The sequence below is a fragment of the Agrococcus jejuensis genome (assembly GCF_900099705.1).
Taxonomy (GTDB): domain Bacteria; phylum Actinomycetota; class Actinomycetes; order Actinomycetales; family Microbacteriaceae; genus Agrococcus; species Agrococcus jejuensis.
On the sequence record NZ_LT629695.1, the window covers coordinates 617,705 to 633,825 of the forward strand.

Consider the following 16,121-nt stretch of genomic DNA (forward strand, 5'->3'; position numbering starts at 1 on the left):
CGTGGCCTCGTGACGGCTGCAGCCTTCGGCTGCGGCCTCCTCGACCAGCGGTTGTGAGGCGGGCCCGATCGAAGACTCGGCGGAGCGCTAGGAGCCCAGCTGCGCCAGCAGCTCGTCGACGCGCACGCGGATGCGGTCGCGCAGCGTGCGCACGGCTCCCGAGCCGAGCCCCGCGGGGTCCTCGAAGTCCCAGTCCTCGGTGCGCTGCCCGTCGTGCAGCGGGGGCGGGTCGCACAGCATCGTCACGACGACGTCGGCCCGCGAGAGCACCTCGGGCGTGAGTGGCTTCGGGAAGCCCGGGTGGGCGACGCCCACCTCGGCGAGCGCATCCGCCACCGAGCGCAGCACGGTCGCGACGGGTCGCACGCCCGCCGACGACGCGAGCACGGGCGCACCCGAGGCGCGCACGAGCGCCTCGGCGAGGATCGACATGCCGTCGTTGCGCGTCGACAGGAACAGCACGCGCGGCACGCCGGGCGACACCGTGGCGTCGAGCGCGTCGAGCCGGGCGGCGGCGAGGTCGACGGCGCGCTGCTGCAGGCGCTCGTGGCCGGCGTCGATCGCGGCGAGCAGATCGCGCGAGTGGTGCACGAGCGTCGTCACGGTGCCTGCGTCGAGCGTGGGGTGCGCATCGACGAGCGCGACGGCGGCGTCGTCGAGCGACACGGGCTCGTCGCCCTGCCTGCCCCGCCTGCCGCGCATGCCTCCCAGCATGGCCTAGGCGCCCATCCGAGCGCTGTCCGCGTCGGCCTCGTCGGGCGCGTGCCGCTCGAGGAAGTCGTACAGCTCGGCGTCGTCGACGCCCGGGAAGGTGCCCGACGGCAGCGGCGCCAGCGTGTGCTGGTGCATGCGCGCCGACGCCCACGCGCTCGTGCGCCAGCGGTCGGCGATCTCGGGCGCCGGCTGCGAGCAGCACGTCTTGTCTGGGCACCGCGACTGGTCGCGGCGCTGCGTCGACGAGCCGCGGAACCACTTCGCCGTGTCGAACGGCACGCCCACGGTGATCGAGAACTCGCCGTCGGTGCCTGTGCCGGTCTGCGACGAGCACCAGAAGGTGCCGACGGGCGTGTCGGTGTACTGGTAGAACTCCGTCGTGCGCGACGCGCGGTCGAAGGCCGTGCGGGCGGCGAAGTGCCTGCACACCACCTGTCCCTCGATCGCTCCCGACGCATCCATGGGCAGCGGCAGCCCGTCGTTCTCGTACGCGCGCATGAGGGCGCCGTCGTCGCCGACGCGCAGGAAGTGCACCTGCAGGCCGAGGTCGACGGTCGCGAGGTTCGTGAAGCGCATGGCGGCGGACTCGTGCGTGACGCCGAACGCGTCGCGGAAGTCCTCGACGGCGATGTTGCGCTCCTGCTTCGCCCGCCGCAGGTACTCGACCGACGCCGTGCGCGGCATGAGCGTGGCGGCGGCGAAGTAGTTGATCTCGAGCCGCTGCTGCAGGAACTCCCGGTACGACGTCGGCTCGGAATGGCCGAGCAGGCGGTGCGCGATCGCCTGCAGCGCCATGGAGCGCAGGCCGTGGCCGCCGGGGATGGATGCGGGCGGCAGGTAGATGCGGCCGTGCTCGAGGTCGGTGACCGAGCGCGTGGAGTGCGGCAGGTCGGTGACGTAGACGAGCTCGAAGCCGATGCGCGTCGCCATGTCGGCGACGGCGCGGTGCGTGAGGGCGCCGCGCTCGTGGCCGACGGCGGCGAGCTGCTCCTCGGCGAGCGCGTCGAGCTCGGGCATCGCGTTGTCGGCCTGCTGCATCTGCAGGCGGATGGCGGTGGAGTCGCGGCGCGCCTGCTCGGGCGTCGCGATCGCCTCGCGCGAGCGGCGGTCGAGCTCGCGCTGCAGGCCGACGAGCGAGCGCAGCACCTCGTCGGGCATCGTCTTCGACGCGCGCACGTGCGGCAGGCCGAGGCGCGAGTACACCGTGCCCTCCTGCAGACGCTGCAGCTCGAGCTCCATGCGGGAGCGCTCGGTGGGCGGCTCCTCCGACAGCAGGTCGGTCGTCGTGACGTCGAGGGCGGCGGCGATGGCCTGCAGCTGCGACAGCCGCGGCTCGCGCTTGCCGTTCTCCATGAGCGACAGCTGGCTGCCCGCGAGGCCCACGAGGTCGCCGAGCCCGTCGAGCGTCAGGCCCGCGCGACCGCGGTAGTGCCGGATGCGGTGGCCGAGGACTGCAAGATCGCTCACACCGGCAGCGTAGCGAAAGAAGCGGCGAACATTCACCCCGCAAGTGGGCGATTCGGCCGGAAAGTCGGCGCAAGGTGGAAGACATGACGATCCTTCCTCCGCCTCCGACGGCCGGCGCCTCCGCCGCGAAGGCCGCGCGCACGCTCATCGGCGCCCCCGACGGCACCGCCCCGTCGGTCGTCGAGTGGGTCGCGAGCGTCGCTCGCCTCACGGAGCCCGCGCACGTGCAGTGGTGCGACGGCACCGACGCCGAGTTCGGCTCGCTCGTCGAGACGATGCTCGACGCCGGCACGATCGTGCCCGTGCCCGCACGGCCCGGCAGCTACCTCGCCCGCAGCCACCCCGACGACGTCGCCCGCGTCGAGGACCGCACCTTCATCTGCTCCGTCGACGACGAGGATGCGGGCCCCACGAACCACTGGCGCGACCCCGAGTCGATGCGCGAGACGCTCGGCGGGCTCTTCCAGGGCGCGATGCGCGGCCGCACGATGTACGTCATCCCCTTCTCGATGGGCCCCGTCGGCGGCCCCATCTCGAAGCTCGGCATCGAGCTCACCGACTCCCCCTACGTCGTCGCGAGCATGCACGCCATGACGCGCGTCGGCACGAACGTGCTGGATGCGATCGCCGAGGGCGAGGACTGGGTGCCCGCCGTGCACTCCGTCGGCGCCCCGCTCGCGGCGGGCCGGGCCGACACCCCGTGGCCGTGCAACCCGACGAAGTACATCTCGCACTTCCCCGAGACGCGCGAGATCTGGTCGTTCGGCTCGGCGTACGGCGGCAACGCCCTGCTGGCGAAGAAGTGCTTCGCGCTGCGCATCGCCTCGGTGCAGGCGCGCGACGAGGGCTGGCTCGCCGAGCACATGCTCATCGTGCGCATGACGCACGACGACGGCCGCCGCCTGCACCTCGCCGCCGCGTTCCCGTCGGCGTGCGGCAAGACGAACCTCGCGATGCTCAAGCCATCGATCCCCGGCTGGAACGTCGAGACGATCGGCGACGACATCGCCTGGATGCGCACGGGCGCCGACGGCAGCCTGCACGCCATCAACCCCGAGAACGGCTTCTTCGGCGTCGCCCCCGGCACGTCGGAGGCGACGAACGCGACGGCGATGGCGATGCTCGACCGCGACACGATCTTCACGAACGTCGCGCTCACCGACGACGGCGACGTGTGGTGGGAGGGCATGACGAAGCACGCCCCCGAGGGCCTCACCGACTGGCGCGGCGAGCGTTGGACACCCGAGTCGGGCCGCCCGGCAGCGCACCCGAACGCGCGCTTCACGGTGCGGGCGACGCAGTGCCCGTCGATCGCCGACGACTGGGATGCACCCGAGGGCGTGCCGATCGACGCGATCGTGTTCGGCGGCCGCCGCCCGTCGCAGGTGCCGCTCGTGATGCAGGCGCGCGACTGGGAGCACGGCGTCTACGTGGGCGCGACGATCTCGAGCCAGCAGACCGCCGCGGCCGAGGGTCCCGTCGGCGCGATCCGCCGCGACCCGTTCGCGATGCTGCCGTTCTGCGGCTACGACATGGGCGACTACTTCCGTCACTGGCTCGACATCGGCCAGCGCCTCGGCCGCAACGCGCCCGCGATCTTCAGCGTCAACTGGTTCCGCCGCGACGCCGACGGCGGGTTCCTGTGGCCCGGCTTCAGCGAGAACGCGCGCGTGCTCGAGTGGATCGCCGGCCGCGTCGCCGGCACCGCCGACGGCGTCGACACCGCGATCGGCGTGCTGCCGAGCGACGGCGCGCTCGACGTGTCGGGCCTCGACCTGCCCGAGGGCGTGCTCGACGAGCTGCTCGAGGTCGATGCGCCCGCATGGCTCGCCGAGCTGGTCGACGTGGATGCGTTCTTCAGCCAGTTCGAGCGCCTGCCGTTCGGCCTGCGCCGCCAGCTGAACCACGTGCGCTGGCGCCTCGAGCAGCAGACGGCCGCCGAGCCCGACGCCGCGCTCGCCGCCGCGTAGGCGCGAGCGCCCACCAGACCCGGAGCCCCGACCGCGCGACACGGTCGGGGCTCCGTGGTGTGCGGGGCGCATCGCCTGCGCCGCGGCGCGGATCTGTCTTCACCCACCCTCGCTCCTCGCCCTCCCAACCGCTCCTCGAGGTGCGAACGGAGTGAGCCTCGAAAGGAGCACCACCGACGTCCTTCGCCGGGCTCGCTTCGAGGCTCGCTGCGCTCGCACCTCAACGAGCGGTCTTGGATCGTGCAGCCGTGACCGCGACCAGCGACGCCGCGGCGGACCGCCGCCGGTCGGACTTCGGATGCGAGGATCGACGCATGCAGCCGAACCCGCAGTACCGCGTCGACGACCCCGCGTTCGTGCGCACGCTCGTGGGCACGCATCCGTGGGCGACGGTCGTGAGCCACGTCGGCGACGCTCCCGTCGCATCGCACACGCCCCTGCTGCTCGACGAGACGCCCGGCGCGAACGACGGCGACGCCCTCGCGTTCGTGACGCACCTCGGCCGCGCCGACGCGCGACTGCACGGCCTCGTCGGCGGTGCCGCCACCGGCCGCGGCACGATGCTCGTCGTCATCCAGGGCGACCACGACTACGTCTCGCCCTCGTGGTACCTCGGCGCCGACGACGGCCAGGTGCCGACATGGAACTTCGAGGCCGTGCACGCCGTGTGCGACGTCGAGGTCGTGTCGCACGACGAGAACGTCGCGACGCTCGAGCGCCTCGTCGCCCACTTCGAGGGCGACCGCCCCGGCGCGAAGCGGCTCGACGTCGACGACGAGACGAACCTCGGCCTCTCGATGGGCACGACGGGCCTGCGCCTCACCGTGCGGTCGTGGTCGGCGAAGTCGAAGATGTCGCAGAACAAGTCGCCCGAGACGCGCGCGAACGTGATCGCGCACCTGCGCGGCATCCATCCCGGCCTCGCCGACCGCATGCAAGCGTCCCTCGACGCCGATCTCGCGGCGACCCCAACCGATCCGGTCACCTCTGCGTCGTAGGGGGTAGAGGGATGGCTGCGCACTGGGAGACCGTCGTGACCCGACTGGTCGCGGAGCGCGGTGCTGCCCTCACCCGATACGCCGCGCTGCTGTGCGGCGACGACGAGGAGGCGAGGGACCTGGTGCAGGATGCGCTGGCCGCGACGTTCGGTCGACTGCGGAACGGCTTCGAGGTCGAGCAGGCGGAGGCGTACGTGCGGCGTGCGATCGCGAACCGCTTCCTCGACCGCGCGCGCAGGCGGCAGCGGTGGCAGCGCATCCGCCCGCTCGTCGTGCCGCACGAGCGCATCGACTCGGGCTCGACGCTCACGGGCGCGCACCTCGACATGGCGGCGCGGCTCGAGCGGCTGAGCCCGCGCGAGCGCGCCTGCGTCGTGCTGCGCTACTACGAGGACCGGTCGGTCGACGAGACGGCGAAGGAGCTCGGCATCGCGGCGGGCTCGGTGAAGCGGTACGTGAGCGACGCGATGGCGAAGCTGCGCGAGCAGATCGCGACCGAGGACGCGGAGGGGGCGCGGTGAACGACGACGAGCTGCGGCAGCGGCTGCAGGCGATGCCCGAGCCGACGACGACGATCGACGTCGACGCCGTCGTGGCGGATGCGCGCCGGCGCCGCCGCCCGAAGGTGATCGGCACCGGCGTCGCCGTGGGTGCCGCGTGCCTCGCGTTCCTCGCGCCCGTCGTCGTGCCGGGGCTGCTCGGTCCGGACCCCGTGACCGCGACGCTGCAGGAGCAGGGCGTGGCGGAGCAGGGCGACTCGGGCGCGCAGCCCGAGGCGCCCGCGCCCGCGGCGACCGACGAGTCGGCGCCGACCGCGGGCGACGAGCCCGACGCGACGACGTTCACCGACGGCGATGCCGCCGAGAGCGCCGGCGCCGCCGCAGGCGCGTGCGCTGCCGTGCCTGCGGCGCAGGTCGCCGACGGCCTCTCGCTCACGTTCCTCGCGCAGCCCGTCGACGGCGAGGCCACGCTGCTCGTCGCGAACGCGAGCGACGAGACCCTCGTCGTGCGCATCGGCGACGTCGGCATCGCCGCCATCGAGGGCGACGGCGTGCTCGCCTCGGCCGCGATCGACCCCGCCTCCGCGCTCGCGGGATTCCGGGCGCAGCTCGCGCCCGGCGACGTCGAGCGCGTCATCGTCGACGTCGCGACCGACCTCGCGCCGTGCGCGGCGGGCGACTCGGTCGACGGCACGCTCGTGCCCGTCGTCGCGGTCGCGATCGGCGCGAGCGCCGAGGTGCGCGGGCCCGCGCTCGGCGACCCCACCGCATCCTGAGCGTCGTTCGCTCAGAGCACCCCCGCATCCCCGCATTCCCAAGGTTCCCGCGTAGACCCGCCGGGTAGGCTCGCGCCGAAGCGACCACCCGAGGGGGATGGATGCCCACCAGCATCGTCAGAGGCATCGTGGCGGCCGGCATCGCGGCCGCTGCGGGGCTCGGCCTGAGCGCGGGGGCGCTCGTCACCGAGAATCCCGTCGACCTCGGCGGCGAGGTGTTCGTCGACGAGACCGGCCAGTTCGACGTCGCCGAGGTCACGGCGGCGCTGGAGGCGGCGAACGCGGAGTCCGACGTGCAGGTGTACGCCGTCGTCGTGTCGTCGTTCGACGGCCTCGCCCAGGGCGACTGGTCGAACCAGGCTGCCACCGCATCCGGGCTCGGCGCGGACTCGGTGCTGCTGTCGATCGCGATCGACGACGGCCAGTACGGCACGTCGACCGGATCGGGCGTCGACCGCTCGGCCGAGCAGATCGACGACGCCGCCACGAACTTCCTCGCGCCCGCGCTGAACGACGGCGACCTCGAGGGCGGCATCGCCGCGTTCGCCGACCGCATCGCCGAGGATGCACCGCCGCCGAGCCAGGTCGCGCTGCAGACCGGCGGCGCCGTCGTGGGCGGCATCGCCGTGCTCGGCGTCGGCGCGGGAGCGACGGCGCTGCTCGTGCGCCGCAGCCGCAAGAGGAAGGCGGCGCGGGCCGAGGTCGAGCAGCAGCAGCTGAGCCTCGACCAGCTGAAGCAGCGCGCCGACATCGCACTCGTGCAGCTCGACGACACCGTGCAGCAGTCCGAGCAGGAGCTGCAGTTCGCCGAGGCGCAGTTCGGCGACGAGCCCGTCGCGCAGTACGCGCAGGCCGTCGAGCGCGCGAAGGGCGGGCTGCGCGAGGCGTTCCAGCTGCAGCAGCAGCTCGACGACGCCTTCCCCGACACCGACCAGGAGCGGCACGACTGGTCGAGCCGCATCCTGCAGATCGCCGAGGGTGCCACTGCCGAGCTCGGCAGCCAGGCGAAGGGCTTCGAGGAGCTGCGCGACCTCGAGCGCACCGCGCCGCAGGCGCTGGAGGCCGCCGCGAAGGCGCGCACCGAGCTCGACGCACGCATCGCGAACGCCAAGCAGATCCTCGACCGCCTCGACGACCGCTACACGGGCCACTCCATCGCGCCCGTGCAGCAGAACATCGCCGGCGCCGAGCGGCTGCTGCCCGCGATCGACGAGGCCGTCGCGAACGGCCGCGGCGCGCAGGCGGGCCAGGCGGCCGTCGCCGTGCACGCCGCCGAGGCGGCGCTCGCGCAGGCGCGCTCGCTGCTCGCGGGCGTCGAGCGCGCGGGCGACGACCTCGCCGCGACCGAGCAGCAGGTGCGGGCGCTCGTCGACGACACCGTGAACGACGTCGCGGTCGCGAGGTCGCTGCCGCGCGGCGCGACCGACCTCGCCCCGATCATCCAGCTCGCCGAGCAGGCCATCGCCGACGCGCGTCGCACGCCCGTCGACGTCGCCGAGGTGCTGCCGCGCCTGCAGCGCGCCAACGACACCCTCGAGCAGGCCACGGGGCAGTCGCGCGAGGAGTCCGACCGGCACGGCCGGGCAGCCTCGTCGCTGCAGGGCTGGCTCACGTCGGCGCGGCAGAACATCGACGCCGCCGAGCAGTTCCTCTCCACCCGCCGCCTCGCGGTCGGCTCGCACGCGCGCCAGATGCTCGCGCTCGCGCAGGAGGACCTCGCGCAGGCGCTGCGCATGCAGGCGACCGACGTCGCCGCCGCGACCGACGCCGCCCGCCGCGCCTCCGAGCGCGCCGAGCAGGCGATGCGCGACGCCGACGACGACGTGCGCGGCTACGGAGGCGGCGGCATGGCCGGCGGCTTCGGCTCGCGCAACCCCTACTACCGCGGGCGTCGCGGCGACCGCGGCGGCTTCGACGGCGGCGACATCGGCGGCGGCCTCGGCAACGTCGGCGGCGCCGTCATGGGCGGCGTCCTCGGCTCGGTGCTCGGCAACATCCTCATGGGCGGCTCCCACCACGGCGGTGGCGGCGACTGGGGCGCCTCGGCATCGGGCGGCGACGGCGGCGGCTTCTTCGGAGGCTTCGGCGGCGGCGACGGCGGCGGCTTCACGGGCGGCGGGGGCGACTTCGGCGGCTTCTTCGGAGGCGGCGGCGACTTCGGCGGCTTCGACGGCGGCGGCGGCGACTTCTGAGTCGGCGCGCGCCCCGACCCACCTCATCCATCCAGCATCCAGACCACACGGCACTCGAAAGGGAGACCATGTCCAAGCAGTCCATCTTCGGTCGCATCGCCCAGCTCACCCGCGCGAACATCAACGCGCTCCTCGACCAGGCCGAGGACCCCGCGAAGATGCTCGACCAGCTCGTGCGCGACTACACGAACTCCATCGCCGAGGCCGAGCAGGCCATCGCACAGACCATCGGCAACCTGCGCATGCAGGAGCAGGACTACCAGGAGGACGTGCGCGCCTCGCAGGACTGGGGTCGCAAGGCGCTCGCCGCGAGCCAGAAGGCCGACGACCTGCGCCAGCAGGGCTCGCCCGACGCCGACAAGTTCGACAACCTCGCCAAGGTGGCGCTGTCGAAGCAGATGCAGTCGGAGTCGGAGGCGCGCTCGGCCGAGCCGTCGATCCGCCAGCAGACCGAGGTCGTCGACAAGCTGAAGAGCGGCCTCGACACCATGAAGCAGAAGCTCGACGAGCTGAAGTCGAAGCGCTCCGAGCTCATCGCCCGTCAGAAGACCGCGCAGGCGCAGGCGCAGGTGCACGACGCGATCACGTCGATCGACATCATGGACCCGACGAGCGAGATCGGCCGCTTCGAGGAGAAGATCCGCCGCGAGGAGGCGAAGGTGCTCGGCCAGCAGGAGCTCGCCGCCTCGAGCCTCGACGCGCAGTTCGAGGCGCTCGAGAACCACGACCGCGACATCGAGATCGAGGCGCGCCTCGCCGAGCTGAAGGCCGGTCGCCAGCAGGCCGTCACGTCGGGCCAGCAGCAGTCGGCCGTGACCGACGGCACGGTCGACGCGGAGGTCGTCGACCGCTGATCCGCGGCACGGATGCGAGGGGGCGCGCCTGCGGGTGCGCCCCTTCGTCGCCTCCTGGACGCTGCTCCGCGAGACCCTTTCGAGGCTCGCTTCGCTCGCACCTCAAGGGCCGGTGGGGAGGGCGCGCCGCGACGAGGCGTCACCAATGACCGCTCCTTGAGGTGCGAACGGAGTGAGCCTCGAATGGTGCCCACCGATGACTTCGGCGGATGAGCCCCGAGCCCTCAGTCGGCGCCCAGCGCCCGGTAGACCTCGTCGAGCCGCTCCGCCGACGCCTGCCACGTCCTGCGCTCGACCTCGATGCGCGCGGACGCCGACAGCTCCGACAGCGCGACGGGGTCGTCGATGAGCCGCCGGCACGCCGCCGCCCACGCCGCCGGGTCGCGCCCCTCGACGAGCACGCCCGTCGACCCGTGCGCGACCGACTCGGGCAGCCCGCCGACGTCGGCGGCGACGACGGGCGTGCCGCACGCGGCGGCCTCGAGCGCGACGATGCCGAACGTCTCGGCTCGGCTCGGCACGACCACGAGGCTCGCGGCCCCGAGCAGGCGCGCGAGGTCGGGGCGATCGAGCGAGCCGATGCGGCGCACGCGATCCTCGACGCCCAGCTCGACCGCGATCGCCACGAGCTCGTCGACGAACGACTCGTCGCCCGGCGGCGCCTCGCCCGCGATCGCGAGCACGGCGTCGTCGAGGTGCTCGAGCATTCGCACCGCGAGGTCCTGCCCCTTCGTCGACTGCACGCGACCCGCGACGACGACGAGCGCCTCGTGGTCGCGCACGCCGAGCCGCGAGCGCACGTCGTCGCGCACGTCGAACCCGGGCGGCGTGAACGCCTCGACGTCGACGCCGGGCCGCACGAGCCAGATGCGCGACGCGTCGACGTGCAGGCCGTCGATGAGCGTGTCGGCCTCGGCGTTCGACACCGCGACGACCGCATCCGCCTCGAGCCCGAGGTAGCGCTCGGTGAGGCGACGACGCTCGGGCTCCACAGCGCCTCCGGCCGTCTTCTGCACCGCGAGCGTGTGGAACGTCTGCACGAGCGGCACGCCCAGCGCGAGGCTCACGGGCAGCGCCGCGAGGCCCGAGAGCCAGTAGTGGGCGTGGATGACGTCGTACGGCTCGTCGGCGTCGACCGCGACGCGCTGCAGCTGCTCGCCGAACTCGTCGGCGAGGTTCGGCAGGTCGTGCTTGCGCACCGCGCCCCCGCCGGTCTCGAGCGCGAACAGCGTGACGCCGGCCGTGAGCCGCTTCGTCCACCGCGTGCCGGCCGCGCGTGTGAACAGGTCGACGCGATGCCCGCGAGCCGCGAGCGCCTTCGCCGTCTCGAGCACGTACACGTTCATGCCACCGGCGTCACCCGACCCCGGCCGGTCTGCGGGCGACGTGTGCATCGACACCATCGCGATCCGCATGGGCGTCAGCGTAGCCCGTGCTGCACGCGACCCGCACGGATGCTGGGCGCAGCAGCGTGCATCCGAGTACCGTCGCAGCCATGGGACTGCGCTCCATCGGTCATGCCACGGGTCGCGCCGCGCACACGGCGCTCCAGCCGGTGCAGCGCGCGCTGTTCTCGCGCCCCGTCGCCGTGCCCGGGTACCACCTGGCGACGCAGGCGGCGCTCGCGTGGGGTCGCCTGCTCGGTGGCGAGGTGCGGCGCGAGGGCGAGCTGCACGTCGTCTCGGGGCTGCCGACGTGGGCGTTCGGCCGCGGCGGCACGACCGTGGGCGCGACGTTCCTCACGCATGCGAACGTGTCGGCCGACGTGCTCGCGCACGAGGAGGTGCACCGGCAGCAGTGGCTGCGGTACGGCCTCGCGTTCATCCCCATGTACTACGCCGCCGGCATCGACGCGCTCACGAACCGGTACGAGATCGAGGCGGGCCTCGAGCTCGGCGGCTACCTGCCGAAGCAGCGCGCGCCGCGTCCGCGCCGCAAGCCCACCGCCTCCTAGGCCTTCGGCTGCTGCAGCTGCACGAGGTTGCCGCACGTGTCGTCGAAGACGGCGATGAGCGCCATGCCGACGTCGGTCGGCGGCTGCGTGAAGACGACGCCCGCGGCCTCGAGGCGCGCGTGCTCGGCGGCGAGGTCGTCGACCTGCAGCACGAGCAGCGGGATGCCGTCCTCGCGCAGCGCGTCGCGGTACGGCGCGACCGCGGGGTGGCCGCTGGGCTCGAGCAGCAGCTCGATGCCGCCCTCGTCGCCCGGCTCGACGAGCGTGAGCCACGCGTCGGCGCCCAGCGGCACGTCGTGCTTCACGGCGAAGCCGAGCGTCTCGGTGTAGAACGTGCGGGCGGCGGCCTGGTCGTCGACGAAGACGCTCGTCAGTCGGATCCTCATGGTGCGGTCCTCTCGGAGTCGGTGGATGCGGGGATGCGCCACCGCTCGACGATCTCGGCGAGCGGAGCGGGGTCGAACGTGTGCACCTTCGTGCGGCCGCGACGCTCGGCGCGCACGAGGCCGGCCTCCTCGAGCACAGCGAGGTGCTGCGAGATCGCCTGCCGCGACGACGTGAGGCCGTGCCGCATCGCGAGCGCGCCGCACAGCTCGAAGAGCGTCTGCTCGTCGCGCTCGCTCAGCAGGTCGAGCAGCAGACGCCGGGTCTCGTCGTCGATCGCGCGGTAGACGTCGGGCACGGGATCGACGATATGCAAGCGTTGGGTTGCATGTCAAGGGCAAGCGACGAGTTGCATGTCTTCGACGCTCCTACGCCGCGAAGCGCCTCCGGCCGACGTGCTCCCATGGGATGCGGCGCTCGAGCTGGCGGCCGATGGCGAGCAGCGTCGCCTCCTCGCCAGGGCGCCCGATGAGGTGCGCGCCCATCGGCAGCCCCTCGGCGGTCTCGTGCACCGGCAGCGTGATGGCCGGCAGGCCCGAGACGTTCACGAACGACGTGTGCGGCGTGTGGCGCACCTGCTGGCGGAACGACTCCTCGGGGTCGTCGCCGTACCAGTCGAGCGGGCGGGCGGGCAGCGCCGTCGTGGGCGTGAGCACGGCGTCGTACGGCGCGAACGCCGTGACGACGGTGCGCTCGTAGGCGGTGAACAGGGCCACGCCCTGCGTGACCTGTCCGGGCGTGAGCGCGCGCCCCGCATCCGCGAGCCACGCCGTGAGCGGCTCGACCCGCTCGCGCTGCGCGTCGGTGAACGGGATGCCGGCGGCGCCGAACTGCCAGAGCGTGCGGAACGTGTCGGCGTAGCCGGGCAAGGCCGGCATCGCGAGGTCGTCGACGTCGTGGCCGAGCGCCGAGAGCTCGCGCACGGCGACGGCGACGGCGTCGCGCGCGTCCTGCGAGATCGCGACGTCGACGGCGTCGTCCCACGGCGTGCCCTCGAGCACGGCGATGCGGAACCGGCCCTCGCCGCGCGTCGCGGCCGCGAGCAGCGAGCCGCCGTCGAGCTCGGGCGAGCGCAGCGTCGTGCGGTGCGGCACGACGCCGTTGACGCGGCCGAGCATGGCCTCCATCAGCAGCGCGGCGTCGCGCACCGTGCGCGCGATGGGGCCGGCGACCGACAGGCCGCCGATCTGCCCGAGGCCCGAGTGGGCCGGCACGCGACCGCGCGACGGCTTGAGGCCCACGAGGCCGCAGACGGAGGCGGGGATGCGGATGGAGCCGCCGCCGTCGCTGCCGGGCGCAAACGGCAGCAGACCCGCGGCGACTGCGGCGGCCGCACCGCCCGACGAGCCGCCCGCACCGAGGTCGGGGCGGCCGGGCAGCGTCGTGTGGCCCGTGAGGGCGCTCGACGTGTGCCCCGAGAAGCCGAACTCCGGCGTCGCCGTCTTGCCGAGGCTCACGCCGCCCGCGGCGTCGAGCACGTCGACGATCGGATCGGAGACCGAGGGCACGAAGCCCTCGCGTGCGCGCGAGCCGAACTGCGTCGGCACGCCGGCGCGCTGCACGAGGTCCTTGTCGGCGAACGGCAGGCCGAGGATGACGGGCGTGCGGTCGTCGGCGGCGTCGATCGCATCGGCGCGGGCGAGCGCGGCATCGACGGTGACCGTGACGAAGGCGTTGGACGCGTCGCGCTCGATGCGGGCGAGGTAGTGCTCGGCGACCTCTCGGGCGGAGACGCGCCTGCGATGCAGGGCGTCCCAGAGGTCGAGGGCCGTGAGCTCGTGCAGCGCCGTCACCGTTCGAGCCTAACGACCCGTCGGCGACGCTCCCCCACCAGCTGGTCGAGGAGCGCGCGAGCGCAGCGAGCACGCGTCACGAGACCACGCGACGTGCGCGCTCGACGCGACCATGCGCATGGCTGGCCAGGAGCCGCGGTCGCGTGGTCTCGTGACGCGTGCTCGCCCAGGGGCTCGCGCGCTCCTCGACCAGCTGCGGGACCTACGAGTACCGACCCGCCCTGCGCTGCTGCCGCATCCGCTCGGTGCGCTCGCGCATCTGGTCGCGGGAGACGTAGTTCGTGAGCTCCTTGAAGGGGTCGCGGCCGACGAAGCGCGGCACCTCCGCGCGCAGCGCGGCGACGGCCTTCGCGAGCTCGAAGTACTCGCCGATGCGCGTGCCGTGGCCCGGGTCGATGTGCCGCAGCCGCGCCTCGAATCGCTCGGTGCCCTGCACGACGATGCGCCGCACGGTGCCGCGACTCACGCCCGCGACCGACACGAGCCACAAGCCCTCGCCGAGCGCCGTCACGATGGCCTGCGTGCCCGCCGCCTGCGCAGCCGCGACGGCCTTCGCCTCGGCCTCGATGCGGGCCGCCTTCCACTCGTCGTACGTCGCCATGGCGCGAGCATGGCACCGAGCACCGACACGACCCGCGCCTCCCCCGGGATGCCCCGGTACCGGCGCGCGTCCACCCGGGGTACCACGGCATCCGCGGCAGGTTCCTCCCCTGCGACGACGCGGCGACCCGCCCCGCACGGGCACGGTGGATGCATGATCGTTGCAGAGCACCTCACCAAGCGCTACGGCGCGAAGGTCGCGGTCGACGACGTCGGCTTCGAGGTCCGCCCGGGCCTCGTCACCGGCTTCCTCGGCCCCAACGGTGCGGGCAAGTCCACCACGATGCGCATGATCGTCGGACTCGACCGCCCCGACGCCGGATCCGTCACCGTCTCCGGCGTGCCCTACCGCGAGCTGCGCTCGCCGCTCACCGAGGTCGGCGCGCTGCTCGACGCCAAGGCGTGGCACCCCGGCCGCACCGCGGAGCGGCACCTGCTGGGCCTCGCCGCCACGCACGGCATCGGCAAGGACCGCGTGCGGGAGGTGCTCGAGATCACCGGTCTCGAGTCCGTCGCCCGCAAGCGCGTCGGCGGCTTCTCGCTCGGCATGGGCCAGCGGCTCGGCATCGCGTCGGCGCTGCTCGGCGACCCGCACACGCTCATCCTCGACGAGCCCGTCAACGGCCTCGACCCCGAGGGCGTCGCCTGGGTGCGCCGCCTGCTGCGCGGCCTCGCCGCCGAGGGTCGGGCCGTGCTGCTGTCGTCGCACCTCATGAGCGAGATGGCGCAGGTCGCCGACCGCGTCGTCGTGCTCGGCAAGGGCCGCGTGCTCGCCGACCAGTCGATCGACGAGATGCTCGGCGTGCAGGGCGGGCCCGTCGTGCTCGTGCGCGGCACCGGCGTCGACCGCCTGGCGCACCTGCTCGCATCCGACGACGTCACCACGACGCAGATCGCCCCCGACGCCGTCGAGGTGTCGGGCGTGCCCGCGCCGCGCATCGCCGAGGTCGCAGTGGGCGCCGGCATCGGCATCGAGGAGCTCGCGCCCCGCAAGGCGACGCTCGAGGAGCGCTACATGGCGCTCACGAGCGACGCCGTCGAGTACAGGACGGAGGCGGTCCGATGAGCACCGCAGCAGCCACGACCGACGCGCCCGACGTGCGTCGCGCCACCTACCGCGAGACCCCGCACCACGTGTCGTTCGGCGGCGTGCTGCGCTCGGAGTGGATCAAGCTCACGAGCGTGCGCTCCATCGGATGGGCGATCGCGATCGCCGTCGTCATCACCGCGGGCCTCGGCGCCCTCGCGACGCTCGCGACCCTCGCGACGGCGCCCGAGGACATGCCGCTCGAGGCGCTGTTCGCGCAGGTGCCCATCGCATCCCTCGGATCGTCGGGCCTGCTGGTGTCGCAGCTCGTGTTCGCGATCATCGGCGTCATCGCCATCACGGGCGAGTACGGCTCGGGCCAGATCCGCTCGTCGTTCACGGCCGTGCCGTCGCGCCTGCCCGTGCTGGGCGCGAAGGCGCTCGTGCTGGGCCTCATCGCGTTCGTCGCGAGCGGCCTCGCCCTCGCCGTCGGCATGGCCTCGACGATCGGTGTCGCCGCATCCTTCGGCGTCGCGATCGATGACATGGGCATCGACGCGTCCGTCGGCTACGCCGTGCTCGGCGGCGCCGTGTACCTCGCGCTGCTCACGGTGTTCTCCCTCGCGGTCGGCGCCCTCGTGCGCTCGGGCGCCGGCGGCATCGCGATCGCGCTCGGCGTGCTGCTCGTGCTGCCCGTCGTCATGGGTCTCATCCCGTTCGAGTGGGTGCAGGATGCGTCGCCGTACCTGCTGTCGAACGGCGGCATGCAGCTGTCGCTGCCGGGCCTCGAGCCCACGAGCGACTTCTGGCGCGGGCTCGCCGTGACGGCCGCGTGGCCGGCCGTCGCGCTCGTCGGCGCAGCGGCCGCACTCGTCAGGCGCGACGCGTAGGG

The 16,121-nt window shown here is 73.6% G+C and carries 16 protein-coding genes; 9 read left to right on the forward strand and 7 right to left on the reverse strand.

Annotation, left to right across the window (positions count from 1 at the left end; all coding sequences use genetic code 11):
- Positions 1–87: 87 nt before the first annotated feature.
- Both BLQ67_RS02875 and BLQ67_RS02880 read right to left on the reverse strand, forming a co-directional pair.
- Positions 88–702 (reverse strand): arsenate-mycothiol transferase ArsC, encoded by a 615-nt coding sequence (locus BLQ67_RS02875; protein WP_157674635.1) that lies wholly within the window; start codon positions 700–702, stop codon positions 88–90.
- Between the two features lie 15 nt (positions 703–717).
- The gene (locus tag BLQ67_RS02880; protein ID WP_092502275.1) at positions 718–2,181 is read right to left on the reverse strand and encodes an XRE family transcriptional regulator; all 1,464 of its coding nucleotides are present in this window, start codon (positions 2,179–2,181) and stop codon (positions 718–720) included.
- Positions 2,182–2,264: 83 nt separating this feature from the next.
- On the opposite strand from BLQ67_RS02880, the gene BLQ67_RS02885 reads away from it, so the two are divergent.
- The 6 genes from BLQ67_RS02885 (at position 2,265) to BLQ67_RS02910 (ending at position 9,471) form a co-directional block, all read left to right on the forward strand.
- A complete protein-coding gene (locus BLQ67_RS02885; RefSeq protein ID WP_092502277.1) occupies positions 2,265–4,151 on the forward strand; it encodes a phosphoenolpyruvate carboxykinase (GTP) in 1,887 nt (628 codons plus the stop codon).
- A 248-nt stretch (positions 4,152–4,399) separates the two neighbouring features.
- Positions 4,400–5,149, forward strand: a complete 750-nt coding sequence (locus tag BLQ67_RS02890; RefSeq protein WP_092502279.1) for an FMN-binding negative transcriptional regulator — start codon at positions 4,400–4,402, stop codon at positions 5,147–5,149.
- A gap of 11 nt (positions 5,150–5,160) precedes the next feature.
- Positions 5,161–5,670, forward strand: a complete 510-nt coding sequence (locus tag BLQ67_RS02895; protein ID WP_092502281.1) for a sigma-70 family RNA polymerase sigma factor — start codon at positions 5,161–5,163, stop codon at positions 5,668–5,670.
- Complete coding sequence (locus BLQ67_RS02900) at positions 5,667–6,425, forward strand: hypothetical protein (RefSeq protein WP_092502283.1); 759 nt, start codon at positions 5,667–5,669, stop codon at positions 6,423–6,425. The genes BLQ67_RS02895 and BLQ67_RS02900 overlap by 4 nt, the downstream gene beginning before the upstream one ends.
- A gap of 101 nt (positions 6,426–6,526) precedes the next feature.
- Positions 6,527–8,617: a TPM domain-containing protein gene (locus BLQ67_RS16940; protein ID WP_092502285.1), complete on the forward strand. Its 2,091-nt coding sequence runs from the start codon at positions 6,527–6,529 to the stop codon at positions 8,615–8,617.
- A gap of 68 nt (positions 8,618–8,685) precedes the next feature.
- Positions 8,686–9,471 (forward strand): PspA/IM30 family protein, encoded by a 786-nt coding sequence (locus BLQ67_RS02910; protein ID WP_092502287.1) that lies wholly within the window; start codon positions 8,686–8,688, stop codon positions 9,469–9,471.
- Between the two features lie 224 nt (positions 9,472–9,695).
- Here the strand turns inward: BLQ67_RS02910 and BLQ67_RS02915 are convergent, their stop codons facing one another.
- Positions 9,696–10,886, reverse strand: a complete 1,191-nt coding sequence (locus BLQ67_RS02915) for a glycosyltransferase (protein ID WP_092502289.1) — start codon at positions 10,884–10,886, stop codon at positions 9,696–9,698.
- 80 nt (positions 10,887–10,966) lie between these two features.
- Between BLQ67_RS02915 and BLQ67_RS02920 the strand changes: the two genes are divergently transcribed.
- On the forward strand, positions 10,967–11,425 hold the full coding sequence (locus BLQ67_RS02920) for a hypothetical protein (RefSeq protein WP_092502291.1): 459 nt from the start codon (positions 10,967–10,969) through the stop codon (positions 11,423–11,425).
- On the opposite strand, the gene BLQ67_RS02925 is transcribed toward BLQ67_RS02920, so the two are convergent.
- The 4 genes from BLQ67_RS02925 to BLQ67_RS02940 all read right to left on the reverse strand — a co-directional run bounded on the left by BLQ67_RS02925 (position 11,422) and on the right by BLQ67_RS02940 (position 14,203).
- Positions 11,422–11,811, reverse strand: coding sequence for a VOC family protein (locus BLQ67_RS02925; protein ID WP_092502293.1), 390 nt, complete (start codon positions 11,809–11,811; stop codon positions 11,422–11,424). The two genes, BLQ67_RS02920 and BLQ67_RS02925, sit on opposite strands and share 4 nt — an antisense overlap.
- Complete coding sequence (locus tag BLQ67_RS02930; RefSeq protein WP_092502295.1) at positions 11,808–12,107, reverse strand: ArsR/SmtB family transcription factor; 300 nt, start codon at positions 12,105–12,107, stop codon at positions 11,808–11,810. The genes BLQ67_RS02925 and BLQ67_RS02930 overlap by 4 nt, the downstream gene beginning before the upstream one ends.
- 70 nt (positions 12,108–12,177) lie before the next feature.
- On the reverse strand, positions 12,178–13,602 hold the full coding sequence (locus BLQ67_RS02935; protein ID WP_092502297.1) for an amidase: 1,425 nt from the start codon (positions 13,600–13,602) through the stop codon (positions 12,178–12,180).
- A 202-nt stretch (positions 13,603–13,804) separates the two neighbouring features.
- Positions 13,805–14,203 (reverse strand): hypothetical protein, encoded by a 399-nt coding sequence (locus tag BLQ67_RS02940; protein ID WP_092502299.1) that lies wholly within the window; start codon positions 14,201–14,203, stop codon positions 13,805–13,807.
- A gap of 153 nt (positions 14,204–14,356) precedes the next feature.
- Here BLQ67_RS02940 and BLQ67_RS02945 point away from each other — a divergent pair, with 153 nt between their 5' ends.
- Positions 14,357–15,268 carry an ATP-binding cassette domain-containing protein gene (locus tag BLQ67_RS02945; RefSeq protein WP_092502301.1) on the forward strand — a complete coding sequence of 304 codons (912 nt, stop codon included), beginning with the start codon at positions 14,357–14,359 and terminating at the stop codon, positions 15,266–15,268.
- Positions 15,265–16,119, forward strand: a complete 855-nt coding sequence (locus BLQ67_RS02950; RefSeq protein WP_092502303.1) for an ABC transporter permease — start codon at positions 15,265–15,267, stop codon at positions 16,117–16,119. Before BLQ67_RS02945 ends, BLQ67_RS02950 begins: the two co-directional genes overlap by 4 nt.
- Positions 16,120–16,121 lie beyond the last annotated feature (2 nt).